This window comes from Caballeronia sp. LZ029 (assembly GCF_031451275.1).
Classification (GTDB): domain Bacteria; phylum Pseudomonadota; class Gammaproteobacteria; order Burkholderiales; family Burkholderiaceae; genus Caballeronia; species Caballeronia jiangsuensis.
Window position 1 is genome coordinate 3,125,235 of sequence record NZ_JARUXO010000001.1, and the last position, 19,477, is coordinate 3,144,711.

The following is a 19,477-nucleotide window of genomic DNA, read 5'->3' on the forward strand; positions in this document are numbered from 1 at the left end:
GAGACTCATCGCAATGTCGTTGTTCCGCAAGAAAAATATCGAGCACATGCTGGCCGGCGCGCACAGCACGTCGCTCAAGAAGACGCTCGGCGCCCTCGATCTGACGTTTCTCGGGATCGGGGCCATCATCGGCACGGGGATTTTCGTGCTGACCGGTACCGGCGCAGTGCAAGCCGGTCCGGCGCTCATGATTTCGTTCCTCGTCGCGGCGATCGCGTGCTGTTTCGCCGCCCTCGCATACGCCGAGTTTTCCTCGACGATTCCCGTCGCCGGCTCCATCTACACCTATTCGTACGCGACGCTCGGCGAACTCGCGGCGTGGATCATCGGCTGGGATTTGATGCTCGAATACGGGCTCGCGACGTCGGCGGTGTCGGTCGGATGGTCGGGCTATCTGCAGTCGCTGCTGTCGGGCTTCGGCATTTCGCTGCCGTCGGCGCTGTCCGCCGCGCCCGGCGCGCTGCCCGGCCACGCGACGCTCTTCAACCTGCCCGCGTTTCTCGTGATGATGGCGATCACGGCGCTGCTGTCAGTCGGCGTGAAGGAATCCACGCGCATCAACAACATCATGGTCGCGATCAAGGTGACGGTCGTGCTACTCGTGATCGCCGTGGGCGTGTTCCACGTCAAGCCGGCGAACTGGCATCCGTTCATGCCGAACGGCTGGTCCGGCGTGTTCGGCGCGGCGGCGGTGATGTTCTTCGCGTTCATCGGCTTCGATTCGGTGTCGTCGGCGGCGGAGGAAGTGAAGAATCCGAAGCGCGATCTGCCGATCGGCATCATCTCGTCGCTCGCCGTGTGCGCCGTGCTGTACGTGGCGGTCGCGGCGGTCGTGACGGGTATCGTGCCGGCGGCGCAGTTCGCGAACAATCCGCATCCGGTCTCGTTCGCGCTTCAAATGGCGGGACAGAACTGGGTCGCGGGCTTCATCGATCTCGGCGCTGTGCTCGGCATGCTCACCGTGATTCTCGTGATGAGCTACGGCCAGACGCGCGTGATCTACGCGATGTCGCGCGACGGCCTTTTACCTGCGCGGCTGTCGAAGGTGCATCCGCGCTTCGCGACGCCGTTCTTCACGACATGGATCGTCGGCATCTTCTTCGGGCTCATCGGCGCGCTCGTGCCGCTCAACGTGCTCGCCGAGCTGATCAACATCGGCACGCTCGCCGCGTTCTCGATGGTCTCCATCGCCGTGCTGATCCTGCGCCGCACGCATCCGGAACTGCCGCGTGCGTTTCGCTGCCCGGGCGTGCCGGTGGTGCCCGTTCTCGCCGTGGCGTCGTGCCTGTTCCTGATGGCGAATCTTCAGGCGATGACGTGGATCGCGTTCGCGGTGTGGCTGGTGATCGGCCTCGCGATCTACTTCGCGTACTCGCGCCGCCACTCCGTGCTCGGACGCGCGTCGCTCGAAGCGCCGCCCGCCGCCACCGCCGCCGCCATGCAGAAGAAGCGTGAAACCGTGACGCACTGAGCATCGTCGTTGCTTGCGAAAGCGCCGCCCGAGAGGCGGCGCTTTGCTTTTGCGGCCGAGTCTGCGTGAATATGGGACGGACGTTCGCGCCGATAGCGAGGCCCGCCGATTTGTGTTTTACTCGATGTCACAAACACATAACACCAAATCCGGCTGAACGCTCACGGCGGCAGTAGGCGGTGCGTGGCGTGAAGCTGGTCATCCCCTAGGAGACAGTGAAAATGGCGCTCAGCATCAGCCTGACGGTCAACGGGAAATCCGTGACCGCCACCGTCGAACCGCATCTGCTTCTCGTCCAGTTTCTCCGCGATCAACTCAGGCTCACCGGCACGCATATCGGCTGCGACACCGCGCAGTGCGGCGCGTGCACCGTTCATCTCGACGGCCGCGCGATCAAGTCGTGCAACATCCTCGCCGCGCAGGCGGACGGCATGAGCGTGACGACCATCGAAGGCATGGCGAAAGACGGCCAGCTTCATCCGATGCAGGCGGCCTTCAAGGAGTGTCACGGTCTGCAGTGCGGCTTCTGTACACCCGGCATGGTGATGAGCGCGAGCGCGCTTGCGACGCAATCGCCCGATCTTTCCGAAGAAGACGTGCGCGAACAGCTCGACGGCAATCTGTGTCGCTGCACGGGGTATCACAACATCGTGAAAGCGGTTCTTCAGGGCGCGCAGGCGATGAAATCCAGCGCCTGACGCCACCCAGACTCCCTCCCGAAAACGATGAATCGCGCCTTGAACAGGAGACCGCGATGAATGCCCCTGAGCAACAGAAATTGATCGGCGCCGGCGTCAAACGCAAGGAAGACTACCGCTTCCTGACGGGCGCGGGCCAGTACACCGACGATGTCGTCATGCCGCAGCAAAGCTACGGCGTATTCCTGCGCTCGCCACATGCGCACGCGAGGATCAAGCGCATCGATATCGATGCGGCGATGAAGTCGCCGGGCGTGATCGGCATTTTCACCGGCAAGGATATGGCGGGCGAGAACGTCGGCGGCCTGCCGTGCGGATGGCTCATCCACAGCACCGACGGCTCGCCGATGCACGAGCCGCCGCATCCCGTCATCGCGCACGACAAGGTGCTGCATGTGGGCGATCAGGTGGCGCTCGTCGTCGCGGAATCGGTGAAGGAGGCGAAGGACGCGCTCGAACTGATCGAAGTCGACTACGAAGAACTGCCCGCGACCGTCGATACCGGAAGCGCATCGGATGCCGGCCGGCCGCTCGTGCACGACAGCGTGCCGAACAACGTCTGCTACAACTGGGGCCACGGCGACAAGGCGAAAACCGACGCCGCGTTCGCGCAGGCCGCGCACGTGACGACGCTCGATATCGTGAACCAGCGCCTCGTGCCGAACGCGATCGAGCCGCGCGCCGTCAACGCGAGCTATTCGAGGCACGACGACAGCTACACGGTCTATGTCGCGAATCAGAACCCGCACGTCGAGCGCTTGCTGATGGCGGCGTTCGTGCTGCAACTGCCGGAATCGAAACTGCGCGTGATCGCGCCGGATGTGGGCGGCGGCTTCGGCTCGAAGATTTTCCTGTATCCGGAAGATGTCGCGCTGACGTGGGCATCGAAGAAAGTCGGGCGGCCGATCAAGTGGACCGCCGAGCGTTCCGAAGCATTCCTCTCCGACGCGCACGGCCGCGATCACGTGACCAAGGCCGAGCTCGCGCTGGACAAGGACGGCAAGTTCATCGGCATGCGCGTGCATACGACGGCGAACATGGGCGCGTATCTGTCGACATTCGCATCGTCGATTCCGACCGTGCTCTATGCGACGCTGCTCGCCGGTCAATACACGACGCCCGCGATCTACGCCGAAGTCAAAGCCGTATTCACGAACACGGTGCCCGTCGACGCATATCGCGGCGCGGGCCGTCCGGAAGCGACGTATGTCGTCGAGCGCCTCGTGGAAACGGCGGCGCGCGAGCTGAACATCGATCCGGTCGAATTGCGCCGCCGCAACTTCATCCGCGAGTTTCCGTACGCGACGCCGGTCGGTCTCACCTACGACACCGGCGATTACGACGCGTGTCTCGATCGCGCGCTCGAACTCGCCGATGTCAAAGGCTTCGCGGCGCGCAAGGAGGAATCGAAGAAGAGCGGCAAGCTGCGCGGCATCGGCTACTCGTGTTACATCGAGGCTTGCGGGCTCGCGCCGTCGAACGTGGCGGGCGCGCTCGGCGCGCGTGCGGGCCTCTTCGAAGCGGGCGAAGTGCGCGTTCACCCGACCGGCTCGGTCACGGTCTTCACCGGCTCGCATAGTCACGGGCAAGGGCACGAAACGACTTTCGCGCAGGTCGTCGCGGACCGGCTCGGCGTCTCGATCGATAACGTCGAGATCATTCACGGCGACACCGGCCGCATTCCGTTCGGCATGGGCACGTACGGCTCGCGCTCGATCTCCGTCGGCGGCTCGGCGATCATGAAGGCGCTCGACAAGGTCGAAGCGAAGGCGAAGAAAATCGCCGCGCATCTGCTCGAAGCAGCGGCGGAGGACATCGAGTTCAAGAACGGCATATTCAGCGTCGCGGGCACGGACCGCACGAAGACGTTCGTCGATGTATCGCTCGCCGCTTACGTGCCGCACAACTTCCCACTCGAAACCATGGAGCCGGGCCTCAACGAAAACGCGTTCTACGATCCGACCAACTTCACCTATCCGTCCGGCGCGTATGTGTGCGAAGTCGAAGTCGATCAGGACACGGGCGAAACGCGCATCCAAAAATTCACGGCGGTCGATGATTTCGGCAACGTGATCAACCCGATGATCGTCGAAGGACAGGTGCACGGCGGGCTGGGGCAGGGCATCGGCCAGGCGATGCTGGAACGCTGCGTCTACGACGACAGCACCGGCCAGTTGCTCTCCGGCTCGTTCATGGATTACGCGATGCCGCACGCGATCGATCTGCCGAGTTTCACCGTCGAGACCGCGAAAGGCACGCCCTGCACGCATAACCCGCTCGGTGTGAAGGGCTGCGGCGAGGCGGGCGCGATCGGCTCGCCGCCGGCGGTGATCAACGCGATTCTCGATGCGCTCGCGCCGCTCGGCGTGAAGGATTTGCAGATGCCCGCGACGCCGCACCGCGTCTGGACCGCGATGCAGAACGTTTGAGGAGACCGACAAAATGTACTCATTCGACTACCAGAAGGCCGACGAAGCAAAAGCAGCCGTCGCGGCGCTGAGCGCGAACGACGACGCCAAGTTTCTCGCCGGCGGCCAGAGCCTTCTTCCGACGATGCGCCTGCGCCTCGCGCAGCCATCGGCGCTGATCGACGTGACGCGCATCGCGTCGATGAAAAGCGTCACGCTCGATGGCGACAAACTCACCATCGGCGGCGCGGTGTGTCATGCGGACGTCGCGTCGAACGCCGACGTGAAAAAGGCGCTGCCCGGCCTCGCGGACCTCGCGAGCCGCATCGGCGATCGACAGGTGCGCGAGCGCGGCACGATCGGCGGCTCGCTCGCGAATGACGATCCGGCGGCGTGCTATCCGAGCGCCGTGCTCGCGCTCAACGCGACCGTCGTGACGGACAGGCGGCGCATCGGCGCGGACGATTTTTTTATCGACATGTACACGACCGCGCTCGAACCCGATGAGCTGATCACGGCCGTCGAGTTTCCGCTCGCCGAGCGCGCGGGCTACGAGAAGTTTCGCAATCCCGCGTCGCACTTCGCGCTCGTCGGCGTGTTCGTCGCGAAGTTCAAGGATGGCGTGCGCGTCGGCGTGACGGGCGCGGCGTCGTCGGTGTTTCGGCCGGCCGAGCTGGAAGCGGCGTTGTCGAAGGACTTTTCGGTGGCATCGGCGCGCGGCATCAAGATCCTGCCCGACGAACTGAACTCGGACATGCACGCGAGCGCCGAATATCGCGCGCATCTGATTCCTGTGCTCGCGGGCCGCGCGATCGAGCGCGCGATGTCCTTCTGATCGCGATGCAGGGCGAGCCCGCTTCCATCGACGATACGCTCGCGCGTTTGCGCGAGCATCAGTACTTCGCGAACCGCGAACTCGCGACGGCGCTCTTTCTCGCGTTCAGGATGCAGCGTCCGCTGTTTCTCGAAGGCGAGCCGGGCGTCGGCAAGACCGAGCTCGCGAAAGCGGCGGCGGGCCTGTGCGGCACCACGTTGCTGCGCCTGCAATGTTACGAAGGACTCGATACGGCGAGCGCGCTCTACGAGTGGGACTATCCGCGGCAGATCATGGCGCTGCGGCTCGCGGAAGCATCGGGTGAAACGCCGTCGAACGATTCGCTGTATCGCGGCGAGTTTTTGCTGAAGCGTCCGTTGCTTCAGGCGTTGCTGCCCGACCCCGTGAATCCCGACGCGCGCCGCGTGTTGCTGATCGACGAAATCGATCGCGCCGACGAGCCGTTCGAAGCGTTTCTGCTCGAATTGCTGTCGGATTTTCAGGTATCGATTCCGGAGTACGGCACGGTGCGCGCGGCGCGGCCGCCGCTCGTCGTGATGACGTCGAACCGCACGCGCGAAGTCCACGACGCGTTGAAGCGCCGCTGTCTCTATCAGTGGATTGGGTATCCCGAGCGGGACGTGGAACTCGCGATCGTCGCGGCGCGCGCGCCGGAAGCGGGGCAGGCTTTGCAGAAGCGCGCCGTCGAGTTCGTGCACGCGTTGCGCACGCTGGATCTGTTCAAGGCGCCGGGCGTCGCGGAGACGATCGACTGGTGCCGCGCGCTCGCGGCGCTGTCGGTGTCGGAGCTCGATCCGCAGTCGGTGCAGGACACGCTCGGCGTGCTGCTGAAGTATCAGGACGACCTCGCGCGCATGGACGCCGACACGCTCGCGCACTGCCTCTCCGCCACGCCATGACGATGCAACCGTTCGCCCGCAACGTCGTGCATTTCGTGAGGCTCCTGCGGGGCGCGGGTCTCGGCATGTCGCCCGCCCACGCGGTGGACGCGCTCGATGCGCTGCGCTTCGTCGATCTGAACCGCCGCGACGACGTGCGCGCGACGCTCGCGTGCCTGCTCGTTCACGCGAGCGACGAGCGCGATATCTTCGACGCCGCATTCGATCTCTTCTGGCGCGATCCCGATTGGGAAGGCAAGCTGCGCGCGCTGTTGCTGCCGAAGGTGAAGGGCGGCGTGCCGCCGCCGAAGCGCAACAACCGTCTCGCCGATGCGCTGGCGGCGCGCGCCGCGGCATCGAAGGCGCAGGCGTCGGAATCGAAGCCGGAAGAGGCGCACGCGCGCATCACGTTCAGTTCGCAGGAACGGCTGAGCCACCGCGATTTCGATACGCTCAGCGCCGACGAATGGCGCACGCTGCGGCATCAGATTCGCGCGCATCGCATGCCGCTCGCGACCGAGCCGACGCGCAGGCTGAAGGCCGCATCGCGCGGCACGCACGCCGATCTCAAGGCGAGCGCGCGTCATGCCGTGCGTTCGGGCGGCGACTGGACCGTGTGGAAGTATCGCGCGGCGGTCGAGCGCAGGCCGCCGCTCGTCTTGCTGCTCGACATATCCGGTTCGATGAGCGCTTACTCGCGCGCCGTGCTCTATTTCTGCCATGCGCTTTTGCAGTCGCGCGAGCGTCTGCAGGTATTCTTGTTCGGCACGCGCCTGACCAACGCGACGCGCGCATTGCGTGAACGCGATCCCGATGTCGCCATCGCGGCGCTCGGGCAGAACGTGGCGGACTGGTCGGGCGGCACGCGCATCGGCGCGACGCTCGCGGAGTTCAATCGACGCTGGGCGCGCCGCGTGCTGGCAGGTCGGGCGACGGTGCTGCTCGTCACCGATGGACTCGACCACGAAGCCATCGACGTGCTCGACGCCGAGATGCAGCGACTTAGGCGCTTCGCGCATCGGCTCGTGTGGCTCAATCCGCTGTTGCGTTTCGCCGATTTCACGCCGCGCGCGCGAGGCGTGCGCGCGATCTTGCCGCACGTCGATGCGATGCTCGCGGCCCATAACCTCGACAGCCTCGGCGCCGTGGGCCGCGAACTCGCCGTCCTGTCGCAACACAAGCCTCTGGGAGGCCCGCGATGGAACTGACCGAAACACACACGTTGCCGGTGCCGCAGGCGCGCGCGTGGGAAGCGCTCAACGACACGTCGATCCTGAAGGCCTGCATTCCGGGCTGCGACAGCATCGACGCCGACGGCGAGAATGCCTACAACGTCGCGATGACGGCGGCGGTCGGACCGGTGAAGGCGCGCTTCAAGGGCAGAATGGAGCTGACGAATATCGATGCTCCGCGTACTTACACGATCGTGTTCGAAGGGCAGGGCGGCGCGGCCGGCTTCAGCAAGGGCAGCGCGACCGTGAACCTCGAACCCGGCGACGAAGCCGACACGACGAAGCTCAGCTACAGCGCGAACGCGCAGGTCGGCGGCAAGCTGGCGCAAATCGGCTCTCGGCTCGTCGACGGCGCGGCGCGTAAGATTGCGGGTGAATTTTTCAAGCGGTTCGGTGCGCAGTTGCAGGGCGCGCCGGAATCACAGGATGCAGCCGCCGCCGATGAAAACGGCGCAGAAGTGCAGGAAGGGCAGGAGAAAGGAAAGAAATCATGGACAGCGTGGATCTCGAAGTCCTGAAGAACAGCGCGCGATGGCTCGAAGAGGGGCATCGCGTGTTGCTCGTGACGGTGGTGAAGACGTGGGGCTCGTCGCCGCGGCCGGAAGGCGCGATGCTCGCCGTGCGAGGCGATGGTCACGTCGTCGGCTCGGTGTCGGGCGGATGTATCGAGGACGATCTCATCGATCGCGTGCGGCAGCGGGGCATCGAGCAGACGAAGCCGGAAGCGGTGAAGTACGGCATCAGCGCGGAAGAAGCGCATCGCTTCGGCCTGCCGTGCGGCGGCACGATCCAGCTCGTGCTGGAACCCTTGACGATGTCGAGCGGCATCGCCGAACTGTGCGCGACGGTCGAGAGCGGCAGGCTCGTCGCGCGCATTCTCGACATGGCGACGGGCGGCGTGCGCCTCGAACCCGCGCAAGCCACCGATGGCGTCCTGTTCGACGACGAGCGGCTCCTGACGATTCACGGTCCGCGCTATCGCATGCTGGTGATCGGCGCGGGGCAGTTGTCGCGCTATCTGTGCAGCATCGCGGTCGGGCTGGACTATCAGGTCACCGTTTGCGATCCGCGCGAGGAATACACGGAAGAGTGGAACGTGCCGGGCACGACGATCGTCCGCTCCATGCCCGACGACACCGTCATGGACATGAAGCTCGACGAGCGCTGCGCGGTAATCGCGCTCACGCACGATCCCAAACTCGACGATCTCGCGCTGATGGAAGCGTTGAAGACGCCCGCGTTCTATGTCGGCGCGCTCGGTTCGCGGCGCAATAACGCGGCGCGTCGCGAGCGTCTGAAGGAGTTCGATCTGAGCGAAGCCGAGCTCGCGCGGCTGCATGGGCCGGTGGGAATCTATATCGGCAGCAGGACGCCGCCGGAGATCGCCGTGTCGATCCTCGCGGAGGTGACGGCGGCGAAGAACGGCGTGTCGTTGCCCGAGCTGCTTCAGGTCGAAGGCGCGAAGGCGGCGCGTGAGGTCGCGGGGAAAGGCGAGGTGTGCGGCGTCTGAGTGCGCGTCGCACGGCTATATAATAGTCGTTCTCATTTGCTCGGCCGGATCGGCCGACGCGAAGCCTTTTCCTCTCAGTTCAACGTCTTCATCGAATGCCCGGCAAGGTTTTGACCGGCGACGACCGGCGCGCTGTCGCGCCGGCCGCATCGCCTCGCGTCGCCGAGGAACACACGGCGAAGCGCCACATGAGCCAGCGCGCGCTGCGCATATGGTCGATCGTGCATCGCTGGACGAGTCTCGTCTGCACGGCGTTCATGTTGCTGCTGTGTCTGACCGGGCTGCCGCTCGTGTTCGGCCACGAACTCGACATCCTCACCGGCGATGCGATCGAAGCGCCCGAGCTGCCCGCATCGCAGGCCAATGCGCGCGCCAGCTACGACGCCGTGCTGCGCGCCGCGCTCGCGGAGCATCCCGGCCATGTGCCGCAATACATGATCTGGGAGCCGGACGATCCGCTCTTGCCAATTGTCGTCACGGCGCCGCACGCCGACACGCCGCCCGACGATACGTTGAGCACGACCGTCGACGCACGCACCGCGCGGCCGCTCGGCATGCCGCCGGGCAAAGGCTCGCTCAAGTTCGTTCTGCTGAAGTTGCACATCGACATGTTCGCCGGGCTGTTCGGCAAGCTCTTTCTCGGCGCGATGGGCGTCGTGTTTCTTGCGGCGATCGTATCGGGCGTCGTCGTGTATCTGCCGTTCTGGCGCAAGGTCGGGCTGGGCCGCGTGCGCCTGAAGAAGAAGCGGCGAGTCGTCTGGCTCGACTGGCATAACGCGATCGGCATGTTGACGCTCGCGTGGGCGTTGCTCGTCGGCGCGACCGGATCGATCAACACGCTCGCCGATCTGATGCTCGAAGCGTGGCGCAACGATCAGCTCGCGCAGATGGTCGCGCCGTATCGCGGACAGCCGCCGGTGACCGTGCGCGCTTCCGTCGACGATGCCGTGAAGACCGCGCGGCAGGTCGCGCCCGACATGATTCCGTCGTTCGTCGCGTTTCCGGGGACGCGTTTTGCCAGCCCGCATCACTATGCCGTGTGGATGCGCGGCGATGGCATCCTCACGACGCGCATGCTGCGGCCGGTGCTCGTCGACGCATCGACGGGCGCGCTCACCGACGCACGTGAGTTGCCGTGGTATCTGAAGGTGCTGCTCGGCTCGCAGCCGCTGCATTTCGGCGATTTCGGCGGGATGCCGCTCAAGGTCTTCTGGGCGGTGTTCGATGTGCTGACGGTTGTCGTGCTGGGGAGCGGGCTTTATTTGTGGCTTACGCGGCATAACCGGGGAAAGAAGGCGCAACGCCGATGATGTTCTGCTGAGCTGCAGGCTCGGAGAGACCACCAAAGTCTCATATCGAACATTCGGAATTCCCGTGGAGATCTGCCTCTCGTCGACGCTTAGAGTCATGCCCGACTGCCATCGCGCAGTACGGCTCGAACTCGGGCCGCAATCATCGGGAGACAGGGCATGGCTGACAGAGAGACCATTGCAGCAGATCATCACGGGACATTCGAAAGCATCAAGCAAACCAGCGCGGATGACAGTGAATTCTGGTTCGCGCGCGACCCTTTCACCGTTGCTGGACTATCAGGACTGGCGAAACTTCGCTCAGGTGATCGAGAAGGCCAGGATCGCGTGCGAGCGATCCGGGCATCGAGTAGCGGACCATTTTGGTGACGTCACCAAAATGGTCCGGCTAGGGTCCGGCGCGAAGCGGCCGGTGTCCGATGTCACCCTGTCGAGGTACGCGTGTTATTTGATCGTTCAGAACGGTGATCCATCGAAGCCGGTGATCGCGAACGGCCAGACGTACTTTGCGCTTCAGACGCGCCGTCAGGAACTTGGCGACGAGAAAGCATTTTCGGGCATGTCCGAGGATCAGCGTCGCTTGATGCTTCGCGGAGAGCTGGCTCATCACAACAAGGCGCTTGGTGCGGCGGCGCGCGCGGCCGGAGTGGAGACGACACTCGACTACGCAATATTTCAGGACCACGGCTACAAGGGGCTCTACGGTGGCCTCGGCGCCAGAGACCTTCACGGGAGAAAAGGGCTCAAGAAAAGCCAGAAGATCTTGGACCATATGGGCAGCACTGAACTTGCCGCCAATCTGTTCCGTGCCACCCAGACAGAAGACAAGTTGCGGCGCGACGGGGTCAGCGGCAAGCAGAACGCCAATGACACGCACACTCAAGTCGGCTCGAAGGTGCGTCAGACTATTCGTGAGCTCGGCGGAACAATGCCCGAGGCACTGCCCACGCCACAGTCGAGCATTCAGCAGGTCGAGCGGGCACAGAAGAGATCCCTGGATCAACAGAGGCAGGACGTAGACGACAATCCGGCGCCATGAATCCAGGCCGCGCCGACCATTTCGGTGACGTCACCGAAATGGTCGGCGCGAAAAGCCGGATCGCTCACATCAACCCGCAAACAATCGCCGCAATCAGCGATGCCGCCACGATCACCACGCCCGCCGTGCGTTTCTTGTTCAGCTCGGTCCACAGCAGCACGCCCGTCAGCGACAGCAAAATGATGCTGCCCGCGAACGTATCGATGAGCAGCACCCAGCCCACGCTAAGCCCCACGCCCTTGTGCAGGTTGGTCATCATCGCGAGGAAGGTGTTTTCGGTGCGTTTCACCGACACGAAGTTATTGGCAACCCAGTACTCCGCCATCACGCTGCCGCCTGGCGATGCGACCATCACCGACCATTGCTCCGGCTGCATCGTGGTCTTGTCGCCCCAGCCGACCGGATGCGCCGGCTCGCGGCGCGCACGCCCGAGATTGCCTTCGATCTTCAATTCCTTCTTCAGCCACGCGCCCATGTCGCGCGGTGTCTTGAAGCCTTCGGCAGGCAGCGGCATCTGCATCTGCGAAACCTGCGGCTCGCCGGTGGAAATGCGCAGCGGCGGCGCGCGATGATTCAGCAGAAAGCCCGTCGTCCCGAACAGCAGACCAAGCAGCGCGCCCCACAAGCCGATCCAGCCGTGCACCTTGCGCAGCCACTTCAGAAACGTCGAGCGGCGCGAGCGGTTTTTGCGCACGAATTGCTCGGCATCGTCGATGAGGCGCCCATGCGGACGATAGTGCGTCGGGCCGCTCGTCGCGGACGGCTGCGGATTGAGGGTTTCAGGCGCGTTCACGCGTCTCTCCAGAATTCGGGCGTTGGCAGGCAAAGCCGCGCCCCGATCGGCTAGTCGCGAATGAACGCGCAGCGATCGACGAAAGGCGGGCAAATGAGAATTGTTATCATTACATGCGCAAAAGCACTTTTCAATGCTTTGCGATTGCCTGACAGTTTGTGAATGTCACGAAAAATTTCAGACGGGCCAGAGCGGCCCTTCCTGCATCGCGCCGACTTGCTCGCGCAATTCGAGAATGCGGTCTTCCCAATAGCGCTGCGTGTTGAACCACGGGAAGGCGGCGGGAAACGCCGGATCGTTCCAGCGGCGCGCGAGCCACGCGGAGTAGTGGATCAGCCGCAGCGTGCGCAAGGCTTCGACGAGATGCAGCTCGCGCGGATCGAACTCGCAGAAGTCTTCGTAGCCGGCGAGCAAATCCGTGAGCGCGCGCGATGCGTCCGCCCGTCCCGCTGGAAGCAGCAGCCATAAATCCTGGATCGCCGGGGCCATGCGGCTATCGTCGAAATCGACGAAATGCGGACCCGCGTCGGTCCACAGCACATTGCTCGGATGACAGTCGCCGTGCACACGCAAATGCCGCACGTCGCCCGCACGGTCGAAGCAATGCGCGACGCCTTCCAGCGCCATCGACACGACGGTTTCCCAGGCTTCGCGCACATCGTCGGGGACAAAGGCGTGCGTCAGCAGAAAGTCGCGCGGCTCGTGGCCGAACGTGTCGATATCGAGCGTCGGCCGCTCGCGATAAGGCTCTATCCCGCCCACCGCATGAATGCGCCCGATGAAGCGCCCGAGCCATTCGAGCGTGTCGCTGCGGTCGAGATCGGGCGCGCGTCCGCCGCGCCGCTCGAAGATCGAAAACCGGAAACCCTCGAATTCGTGCAGCGTCGCGCCTTCGAGCACGCGCGCCGGAACGGCCGGAATTTCGCGCGCGACGAGCTCGGCGACGAACGCGTGTTCTTCGAGAATGGCCGCATTCGACCAGCGTTTCGGACGATAAAACTTGGCGACCACCGGCGCGCCGTCTTCGACGCCCACCTGATACACGCGGTTTTCGTAGCTGTTGAGGGGCAGCAGGCGGCCATCGGTGCGCGTGCCCGCGGGAAGCAGCACGCTGTCGAGCGCATCGAGCACGCGCTCGGGCGTAAGGCCGGAGAAGGGCGGCGCGTCGTCGGCGGGCGCGCCCTGGGAATCGGGATGGATCGAGTTCATCCCGGCATTGTGCCCGGCCTTCGCGCGGGCGGCATCATTACATCAATGCGGCGCGGCGCCGTTCAATGCACGACCGTGTTCGACGGCCGCACGACATCGCCCGTATCGATCAGGTCTTCGAGGAAGAACGGCTCCGTATTGAGCAACTGGGTCACGCCGGGCTCGCCCGCGTACCAGGCGACCATCGCCATGTCACCGAGAATGCGCATCACGATGCCGCGCGCCCCTTGAGGCACGGCAATATGCACAGAGCGGACAATCGAACCGATTTGCACGATGAATCCCCGTTTCAACGCCGGCTGAGGATAAAACGCCGGTCATATATTTCACCAAGCACAGGCTTTTAACGGCTCGTGCACCAGACAATCGCCGCGTCTTTGTGGCGGGAAGCGCGACAGGCGCGGCTTTCATGAACGATTGTGCTCTTACTTTAGCGCATCGCGACGCGTCGGCGCGACGCCATTCGCCCCGTTATGTTGCCGATCGCAGACGGCTAGCACTAATTACTGGTGATCGTCGGCGAAATGGGTGTGTCGCATTAGGCAAAACCCTTAGGATCGGCGTATCGTTGAAGGTTTTTCAGCGGAGACTTCATTCGTGAACGCTTCACCGGCGCCGCAGCGCCCGAACGCCGACCACAACGCAGACCGGACCGCCGACGCCGCGCCGTATCTCGAACGCGGTTCGCGCGCCTACTGGCGTGCATCGCTCGCGCTGCTGTTCGCCGGCTATGCGACGTTCTCGCTGCTGTATTGCGTGCAGCCGCTGCTTCCCGAGTTCACGAAGGCGTTCGGCGTCAGTCCGGCGGTCAGCGCGCTCACGGTGTCGGTGAGCACGGCGGCGCTCGCGATCGCGATCTTCATCGCGGGATTCGTTTCGGAAAGCTGGAGCCGACATCGTTTGATGACGCTTTCGCTGCTTGCGTCGTCGGTGCTGACGGTCGTCGCGGCCGTGTTGCCCGACTGGCACGCGCTGCTCGTCGTGCGCGCGCTCGCAGGCTTCGCGCTCGGCGGCGTGCCCGCCGTCGCGATGGCGTATCTCGCGGAGGAAGTGCATCCGGAAGGCCTCGGTCTCGCGATGGGTCTCTATGTCGGCGGGACGGCCATCGGCGGAATGGCGGGGCGTGTGATCAGCGGCATCCTCGCTGATCTCTTCGGCTGGCGCGTCGCGATCGGCGGCATCGGGCTGCTCGGTTTGCTCGCCACGTTCGCGTTCCGCTCGCTCCTGCCGCCGTCGCGACGATTCAAGCCCCGGCGCGGCGTCGGGTTTGCGCATCATCGGCGCTCGCTTGCCGGTCATCTGCGACACGGCGGTTTGCCGTTCCTGTTTCTCATCGGCTTCGTGCTGATGGGCAGCTTCGTCACGCTCTATAACTACGTCGGCTACCGGCTGCTCGGCGCGCCGTTTCAGTTGAATCAGACGCAGATCGGCGCGATCTTCACGGTGTATCTGACGGGCGTCGTCGCGTCGCCGTGGTCCGGCAAAATGGCCGATGTCTTCGGACGCGGCCGCGTGCTGATCGCGAGTCTCGTGCTGATGATGCTCGGCATTGCGCTGACGCTGTCGAGTGCGTTGGCGGTGATCATCGCCGGGATTGCGTGTTTGACGTTCGGATTCTTCGCGGGACACGCGGTCGCGAGCGGCTGGGTCGGGCGTCTCGCCGCGCAGGCCAAAGGGCAGGCGGCGGCGCTTTATCTGCTCGCTTATTACGTCGGGTCGAGTGTGATCGGATCGTATGGCGGCCACTTCTGGACCGCGTTCGGATGGACGGGCGTGGCCGGGCTGATCGGCGCTTTGCTGCTGGTCGGGCTGGCGGGCGCTGCGTACCTGAATCGGCGCGAGCGCGCGACCTTCTTCCGAAAATCGAAAGCCGGTTGAAATAGAACGCAGCTAAGGGTTTTTCGCGTCCGCTTAAAAATATCCGCGTCTAAAGCCTTGTTACGCAAGGCTTTCGTATAACCGGCAGGTTTCCCATCGCACGAAGATCGGCCGACGTCTTCGACAGAGACGCCTATACTCGAATCGTCGATGCAGGTTTCAACGCGCGACGCTCGAAGCCAGAAAGCAGGACGATGGGAGACGCACTATGACGTACTTCACGATCGGCGACTTCATCCTGATCATCCCGATGGCGCTCGCTGGCGCGCTCTTCCTCGGGGCCATTCCATGTGCGACGCATTTCAAGAACAACGCGCTGCGTGTGTTCGGCGCGCTGCTCGGCGTGCTCGCGGCATTTCTCCTCGTCGAAGGCTTGCCTGCACTGATATAGCGAGCGCCCCGTGCGGGCGCGCTCGCCATAGTGGTCGATTACAGGTGCTCGCCGAGAAAGCTCAGCGTGCGCCCGTGCGCAAGCGCTGAAGCCTTGGCGTTGTACGACGCGCGATCGCCGCAGTTGAAACCGTGATCGGCCTGCGCATAAACGTAGAGTTCCGAATTCTCACGGCCAGCGAATTTCTGACGCACGGCGTCCACCGCATCGGCGGGAATGTGCGCATCGAGTTCGCCGTAGTGAAACTGCATCGGAACGTTCACCTGATCGGCTTTATCCAGCGCGTTCTGGATGCCGCCGCCGTAGTAGGCCACCGCCACATCCACCGAACCCTCCGCCGCCGCGAGATACGCGAGCCGGCCGCCGAAGCAATAGCCGATCGCCGCGATCTTGCCCGTCACCTCGGGTAGCGCGCGCAGTGCCTTCGCGGCCGCGCCGACATCGGCGACCGCGGTGTCGAGCTTGGTCTTTTGCAGCAGTTCCATCGCCTTTTCGCGATCCGCGCCTTCGTAACCCAACTCGACGCGCGGCTGCGTGCGCCAGAAGACATCGGGCGCGAGCGCGACATAGCCATCGGCGGCATATTGATCGGCGACGCTGCGAATGTGCGCATTCACGCCGAAGATCTCCTGCAGGATGATCACGGCGGGTCCGGTGCCTGTCTTGGGCAGCGCGAGATAGCCCTGGAAGCTGTCGCCATCGGCCGGAATGTCGATCCAGCGGGAAGTCACGGATACGGTCACGTCGATACTCCTTGCGTTTGTGAATAGGTTGGCCGGGTGAGTTTGCCAGCTTTCCCTTTCAGTCGCCCTGAACGCCCGCGCGCGCTTGGCACGCGGTTTGACGCGTGGCCGGTTTTTAGAGGCATCGATCTAAACGCAAGCTGAAAGAAGCCTTAATAAACAGGCTAATGATGCAGGCGGGCCGGGATTATCGGCGCGCGCCTGTCAAACTTGAATGACGGTCAAACCTTTGCCCGCCGATGTCGCGGAAACCCGCATGTACAGGGCGTCTTCGCGGGAACACCACCACAAATGGCGGCGCATCACAACTAGCCGTTAATTGGTAGTGACACCAGTATCTTAAAAAACTTCCCTAAATTAATTTGACAACCCTACACTTGCGCGCAGTGCGGATGGCGGCTGCCACGAACGGCCTGCCGGAAGGACTTGCCAAGTGCATGACGATGCATCCGGCGTGGTCGTCCACGGGACTGAGCGATCGTGATGAAAGACGGGGCACAGGGCGATTACGTTGTTTTTGGGACCGAAACTGGAGACTTACATGAACACCAAGCTTCACAAACTGTTGCCGATCAGCGCTGCAGCCGTGCTGTTCGCTACGTTGGCAACGTCCGCAGCAGCCGACCAGGTCGTCAAGATCGGTCACGTCGCTCCGCTGACCGGCGGCATTGCTCACCTGGGCAAGGATAACGAAAACGGCGCGCGGCTCGCAGTCGAAGAGATCAACGCCAAGGGTCTGACGATCGGCGGCCAGAAGATCACGCTGGAACTCGACGCGCAGGACGACGCAGCCGACCCGCGTACCGCTACTCAGGTCGCTCAGAAGCTCGTGGATGACAAGGTCGTTGGCGTTGTCGGTCACCTGAACTCCGGTACGTCCATTCCGGCTTCGAAGATTTACAGCGACGCGGGCATCGTGCAGATTTCCCCGTCGGCGACGAACCCGACCTACACGCAGCAAGGCTTCAAGACGACGTATCGCGTCGTCGCGACCGATGCGCAGCAAGGCCCGGCGCTCGCCAACTACGCGGCCAAGCAACTGAAGGTGAAGACGGTCGCCGTCGTCGACGATTCGACCGCGTACGGCCAGGGTCTCGCGAACGAATTCGAGAAGACCGCCAAGTCGCTCGGCCTGAAGGTGATCTCGCATGACGCGACCAACGACAAGGCTGTCGACTTCCGCGCCATTCTGACCAAGATCAAGGGCGAAAACCCCGACGCGGTGATGTACGGCGGCATGGACGCGACCGGCGGCCCGTTCGCCAAGCAGGCGAAGCAGCTCGGCCTGCGCGCGAAGGTGCTCGCGGGTGACGGCGTCTGTACCGAAAAGCTGTCGGATCTGGCCGGCGACGCAACCGACAACGTCGTGTGCTCGGAAGCGGGCATGGCGCTCGAAAAGATGGACGGCGGCAAGGCGTTCGCGGACAAGTTCCAGAAGCGCTTCGGCCAGCCGATCCAGATCTACGCGCCGTTCACGTATGACGCGGTGTACATCATCGTCGACGCGATGAAGCGCGCGAACTCGACCGATCCGGCCAAGATCGTCGCCGCAATGCCGAACACGGACTACAAGGGCGTGATCGGCCAGACGACCTTCGATTCGAAGGGCGATCTGAAGCACGGCGTGATCTCGCTGTACAACTACAAGGGCGGCAAGAAGACGCTGCTCGACGTCGTGAAGATGTAATCGACTCGGGACTTCGGTCTTGAGAAGCGCGCGGAGCCGAAAGGCCCGCGCGCTTTATATTTTCCAGCGCTTCAGAATGCGCGGCCCGATTACCGTGATGACGAGGCAGCAGGCCGCCACGACGCACAGGCCGATCGGCAGCGTGCTGATCTGCGCGACGCCGCCGATCAGCACCGGCCCGAGCAGCAGGCCGAAGTACGCGAGGCCCGCGACCTGCGCGAGTCCTTCGGCCGCCGTGACCCCTTCGACGCGCGCCGCCGCCGCGAAGAGCACCGGCATCATGTTCGCGAGACCGAGGCCCATCAGCGTGAAGCCGGTCATCGTGACGATGGTGTTCGGCAACACGAGCGCCATCACCATGCCGATGAACGCGAGTCCCGCGCTGCCGAAGATCAATTGCGGCGCGCCGAAACGCGCGCGCACCGCGTCGCCGCCGAAGCGGCCGGCCGCCATGCCGCCGGAGAACGCCGCGTAGGCCGCGCTCGACACCGACGGCGTGGCCTCGACGATATCGCGCATATAGACGGTGGCCCAGTCGTACATCGCGCCTTCCGCGATCAGCGCAATCAGCGCGAGACCGCCGAGCGCCCACAGCGCGCCGGAACGCCAGCGATTCGACGACGACGCCTTCGCGTGCTCGTCGTGATGAGGAACGTGCGGCAGCACCGCGGGCATCGAAACCAGCAGGACGATCAGACTGATGCCCGATGCCAGCGCGAGATGCGCGGCGGCCGAGAGACCGTGCGCGAGCAGCGCGCCGCCCACGGCCGCGCCCGCCATCCCGCCGATGCTGAACATGCCGTGCAGCGACGACATGATCGGACGACTCAATGCCTGTTCGACCGCGCTGGCCTCGGCGTTCATCGCGACGTCGAGCGTCGCCATGCCGAAGCCGAAGATCGCAAGGACGATCAGCAGCAGCCAGAACGCGGGCGTCACCAGAATCAGCGAGCCGCAGATCATCATCGTGATGCCGCCCGCCAGGCACGCGGTGCGCGTGCCGGCGCGCGCGATCCACGGTCCAGCCGTGAGCATCGCGAAGATCGAACCGCCCGCGACGGCGAGCAGCGCGAACGAGAGCATGCCCGGGCTGAGCGCGAACTTGTCGCGCACGGTCGGCACGTGCACGCCCCACGACGCGTACATCATGCCCGCGATGAAGAAGACGGCCATCGTCGAGTAACGTGCGCGCACGCGCGTGCCGTGGGGAAGGCTGCGATGCAGCGCGAGCGTCGGATTGGATTCGCAGGCGGCGGAGGCGGTAGTCGAGTCGGACACGAGAGAAGCCGTTTGAAGATTGCGTGAAACGAGAAAGCGACCGGACATCATGCCATCGGACGCGAAGGCTTTCGATTCTATCGAACGGCCAGGCGACACGCTCGCACGCGCTGCATT

Annotated in this window: 18 protein-coding genes; 13 read left to right on the forward strand and 5 right to left on the reverse strand. The window is 64.2% G+C overall.

Features of this window, described 5'->3' with window-relative positions:
• Positions 1-13: 13 nt before the first annotated feature.
• From QCE73_RS14730 to dinD, 10 genes are all read left to right on the forward strand, one after another.
• Complete coding sequence (locus QCE73_RS14730; protein ID WP_309881825.1) at positions 14-1,471, forward strand: amino acid permease; 1,458 nt, start codon at positions 14-16, stop codon at positions 1,469-1,471.
• A 221-nt stretch (positions 1,472-1,692) separates the two neighbouring features.
• A complete protein-coding gene (locus tag QCE73_RS14735) occupies positions 1,693-2,169 on the forward strand; it encodes a (2Fe-2S)-binding protein (RefSeq protein ID WP_035499479.1) in 477 nt (158 codons plus the stop codon).
• Between the two features lie 56 nt (positions 2,170-2,225).
• On the forward strand, positions 2,226-4,598 hold the full coding sequence (locus tag QCE73_RS14740) for a xanthine dehydrogenase family protein molybdopterin-binding subunit (protein WP_309881827.1): 2,373 nt from the start codon (positions 2,226-2,228) through the stop codon (positions 4,596-4,598).
• A gap of 13 nt (positions 4,599-4,611) precedes the next feature.
• Entirely contained in the window at positions 4,612-5,412 is an 801-nt protein-coding gene (locus QCE73_RS14745; RefSeq protein ID WP_309881828.1) for a xanthine dehydrogenase family protein subunit M, read from the forward strand.
• A gap of 5 nt (positions 5,413-5,417) precedes the next feature.
• Positions 5,418-6,311 carry a MoxR family ATPase gene (locus QCE73_RS14750; protein WP_309881829.1) on the forward strand — a complete coding sequence of 298 codons (894 nt, stop codon included), beginning with the start codon at positions 5,418-5,420 and terminating at the stop codon, positions 6,309-6,311.
• Between the two features lie 2 nt (positions 6,312-6,313).
• A complete protein-coding gene (locus tag QCE73_RS14755; RefSeq protein WP_309881830.1) occupies positions 6,314-7,498 on the forward strand; it encodes a VWA domain-containing protein in 1,185 nt (394 codons plus the stop codon).
• Positions 7,489-8,040: a carbon monoxide dehydrogenase subunit G gene (locus QCE73_RS14760; protein ID WP_309881831.1), complete on the forward strand. Its 552-nt coding sequence runs from the start codon at positions 7,489-7,491 to the stop codon at positions 8,038-8,040. The genes QCE73_RS14755 and QCE73_RS14760 overlap by 10 nt, the downstream gene beginning before the upstream one ends.
• Positions 8,013-9,032 carry an XdhC family protein gene (locus tag QCE73_RS14765; RefSeq protein WP_187608148.1) on the forward strand — a complete coding sequence of 340 codons (1,020 nt, stop codon included), beginning with the start codon at positions 8,013-8,015 and terminating at the stop codon, positions 9,030-9,032. Before QCE73_RS14760 ends, QCE73_RS14765 begins: the two co-directional genes overlap by 28 nt.
• A 95-nt stretch (positions 9,033-9,127) precedes the next feature.
• A complete protein-coding gene (locus QCE73_RS14770; protein WP_309881832.1) occupies positions 9,128-10,342 on the forward strand; it encodes a PepSY domain-containing protein in 1,215 nt (404 codons plus the stop codon).
• 178 nt (positions 10,343-10,520) lie between these two features.
• Positions 10,521-11,381: a DNA damage-inducible protein D gene (gene dinD, locus QCE73_RS14775; protein WP_309881833.1), complete on the forward strand. Its 861-nt coding sequence runs from the start codon at positions 10,521-10,523 to the stop codon at positions 11,379-11,381.
• A 64-nt stretch (positions 11,382-11,445) separates the two neighbouring features.
• Here the strand turns inward: dinD and QCE73_RS14780 are convergent, their stop codons facing one another.
• The 3 genes from QCE73_RS14780 to QCE73_RS14790 all read right to left on the reverse strand — a co-directional run bounded on the left by QCE73_RS14780 (position 11,446) and on the right by QCE73_RS14790 (position 13,658).
• Positions 11,446-12,174, reverse strand: a complete 729-nt coding sequence (locus QCE73_RS14780; RefSeq protein ID WP_309881835.1) for a PepSY-associated TM helix domain-containing protein — start codon at positions 12,172-12,174, stop codon at positions 11,446-11,448.
• A gap of 177 nt (positions 12,175-12,351) precedes the next feature.
• Positions 12,352-13,383 carry a serine/threonine protein kinase gene (locus QCE73_RS14785; RefSeq protein WP_035499492.1) on the reverse strand — a complete coding sequence of 344 codons (1,032 nt, stop codon included), beginning with the start codon at positions 13,381-13,383 and terminating at the stop codon, positions 12,352-12,354.
• Between the two features lie 62 nt (positions 13,384-13,445).
• On the reverse strand, positions 13,446-13,658 hold the full coding sequence (locus tag QCE73_RS14790; protein WP_014192763.1) for a hypothetical protein: 213 nt from the start codon (positions 13,656-13,658) through the stop codon (positions 13,446-13,448).
• Positions 13,659-13,980: 322 nt separating this feature from the next.
• Between QCE73_RS14790 and QCE73_RS14795 the strand changes: the two genes are divergently transcribed.
• Positions 13,981-15,261: an MFS transporter gene (locus QCE73_RS14795; RefSeq protein ID WP_309881837.1), complete on the forward strand. Its 1,281-nt coding sequence runs from the start codon at positions 13,981-13,983 to the stop codon at positions 15,259-15,261.
• A gap of 208 nt (positions 15,262-15,469) precedes the next feature.
• Positions 15,470-15,652 (forward strand): hypothetical protein, encoded by a 183-nt coding sequence (locus QCE73_RS14800; RefSeq protein ID WP_016346751.1) that lies wholly within the window; start codon positions 15,470-15,472, stop codon positions 15,650-15,652.
• A 38-nt stretch (positions 15,653-15,690) separates the two neighbouring features.
• Here the strand turns inward: QCE73_RS14800 and QCE73_RS14805 are convergent, their stop codons facing one another.
• Positions 15,691-16,395, reverse strand: a complete 705-nt coding sequence (locus QCE73_RS14805) for a dienelactone hydrolase family protein (protein WP_309881838.1) — start codon at positions 16,393-16,395, stop codon at positions 15,691-15,693.
• 541 nt (positions 16,396-16,936) lie between these two features.
• On the opposite strand from QCE73_RS14805, the gene QCE73_RS14810 reads away from it, so the two are divergent.
• A complete protein-coding gene (locus QCE73_RS14810) occupies positions 16,937-18,082 on the forward strand; it encodes a branched-chain amino acid ABC transporter substrate-binding protein (protein WP_035499507.1) in 1,146 nt (381 codons plus the stop codon).
• 54 nt (positions 18,083-18,136) lie between these two features.
• Here QCE73_RS14810 and QCE73_RS14815 read toward each other — a convergent pair whose 3' ends face one another.
• The gene (locus tag QCE73_RS14815; protein ID WP_309881841.1) at positions 18,137-19,360 is read right to left on the reverse strand and encodes an MFS transporter; all 1,224 of its coding nucleotides are present in this window, start codon (positions 19,358-19,360) and stop codon (positions 18,137-18,139) included.
• Positions 19,361-19,477 lie beyond the last annotated feature (117 nt).

Coding starts and splice junctions, on each gene's coding strand:
- QCE73_RS14760 (WP_309881831.1), top strand. CDS start 7,489: ATGGAACTGACCGAAACACACACGTTGCCGGTGCCGCAGGCGCGCGCG.
- QCE73_RS14730 (WP_309881825.1), top strand. CDS start 14: ATGTCGTTGTTCCGCAAGAAAAATATCGAGCACATGCTGGCCGGCGCG.
- QCE73_RS14785 (WP_035499492.1), bottom strand. CDS start 13,383: ATGAACTCGATCCATCCCGATTCCCAGGGCGCGCCCGCCGACGACGCG.
- QCE73_RS14750 (WP_309881829.1), top strand. CDS start 5,418: ATGCAGGGCGAGCCCGCTTCCATCGACGATACGCTCGCGCGTTTGCGC.
- QCE73_RS14735 (WP_035499479.1), top strand. CDS start 1,693: ATGGCGCTCAGCATCAGCCTGACGGTCAACGGGAAATCCGTGACCGCC.
- QCE73_RS14810 (WP_035499507.1), top strand. CDS start 16,937: ATGAACACCAAGCTTCACAAACTGTTGCCGATCAGCGCTGCAGCCGTG.
- QCE73_RS14740 (WP_309881827.1), top strand. CDS start 2,226: ATGAATGCCCCTGAGCAACAGAAATTGATCGGCGCCGGCGTCAAACGC.
- QCE73_RS14800 (WP_016346751.1), top strand. CDS start 15,470: ATGACGTACTTCACGATCGGCGACTTCATCCTGATCATCCCGATGGCG.
- QCE73_RS14755 (WP_309881830.1), top strand. CDS start 6,314: ATGCAACCGTTCGCCCGCAACGTCGTGCATTTCGTGAGGCTCCTGCGG.
- QCE73_RS14745 (WP_309881828.1), top strand. CDS start 4,612: ATGTACTCATTCGACTACCAGAAGGCCGACGAAGCAAAAGCAGCCGTC.
- QCE73_RS14765 (WP_187608148.1), top strand. CDS start 8,013: ATGGACAGCGTGGATCTCGAAGTCCTGAAGAACAGCGCGCGATGGCTC.
- QCE73_RS14770 (WP_309881832.1), top strand. CDS start 9,128: ATGCCCGGCAAGGTTTTGACCGGCGACGACCGGCGCGCTGTCGCGCCG.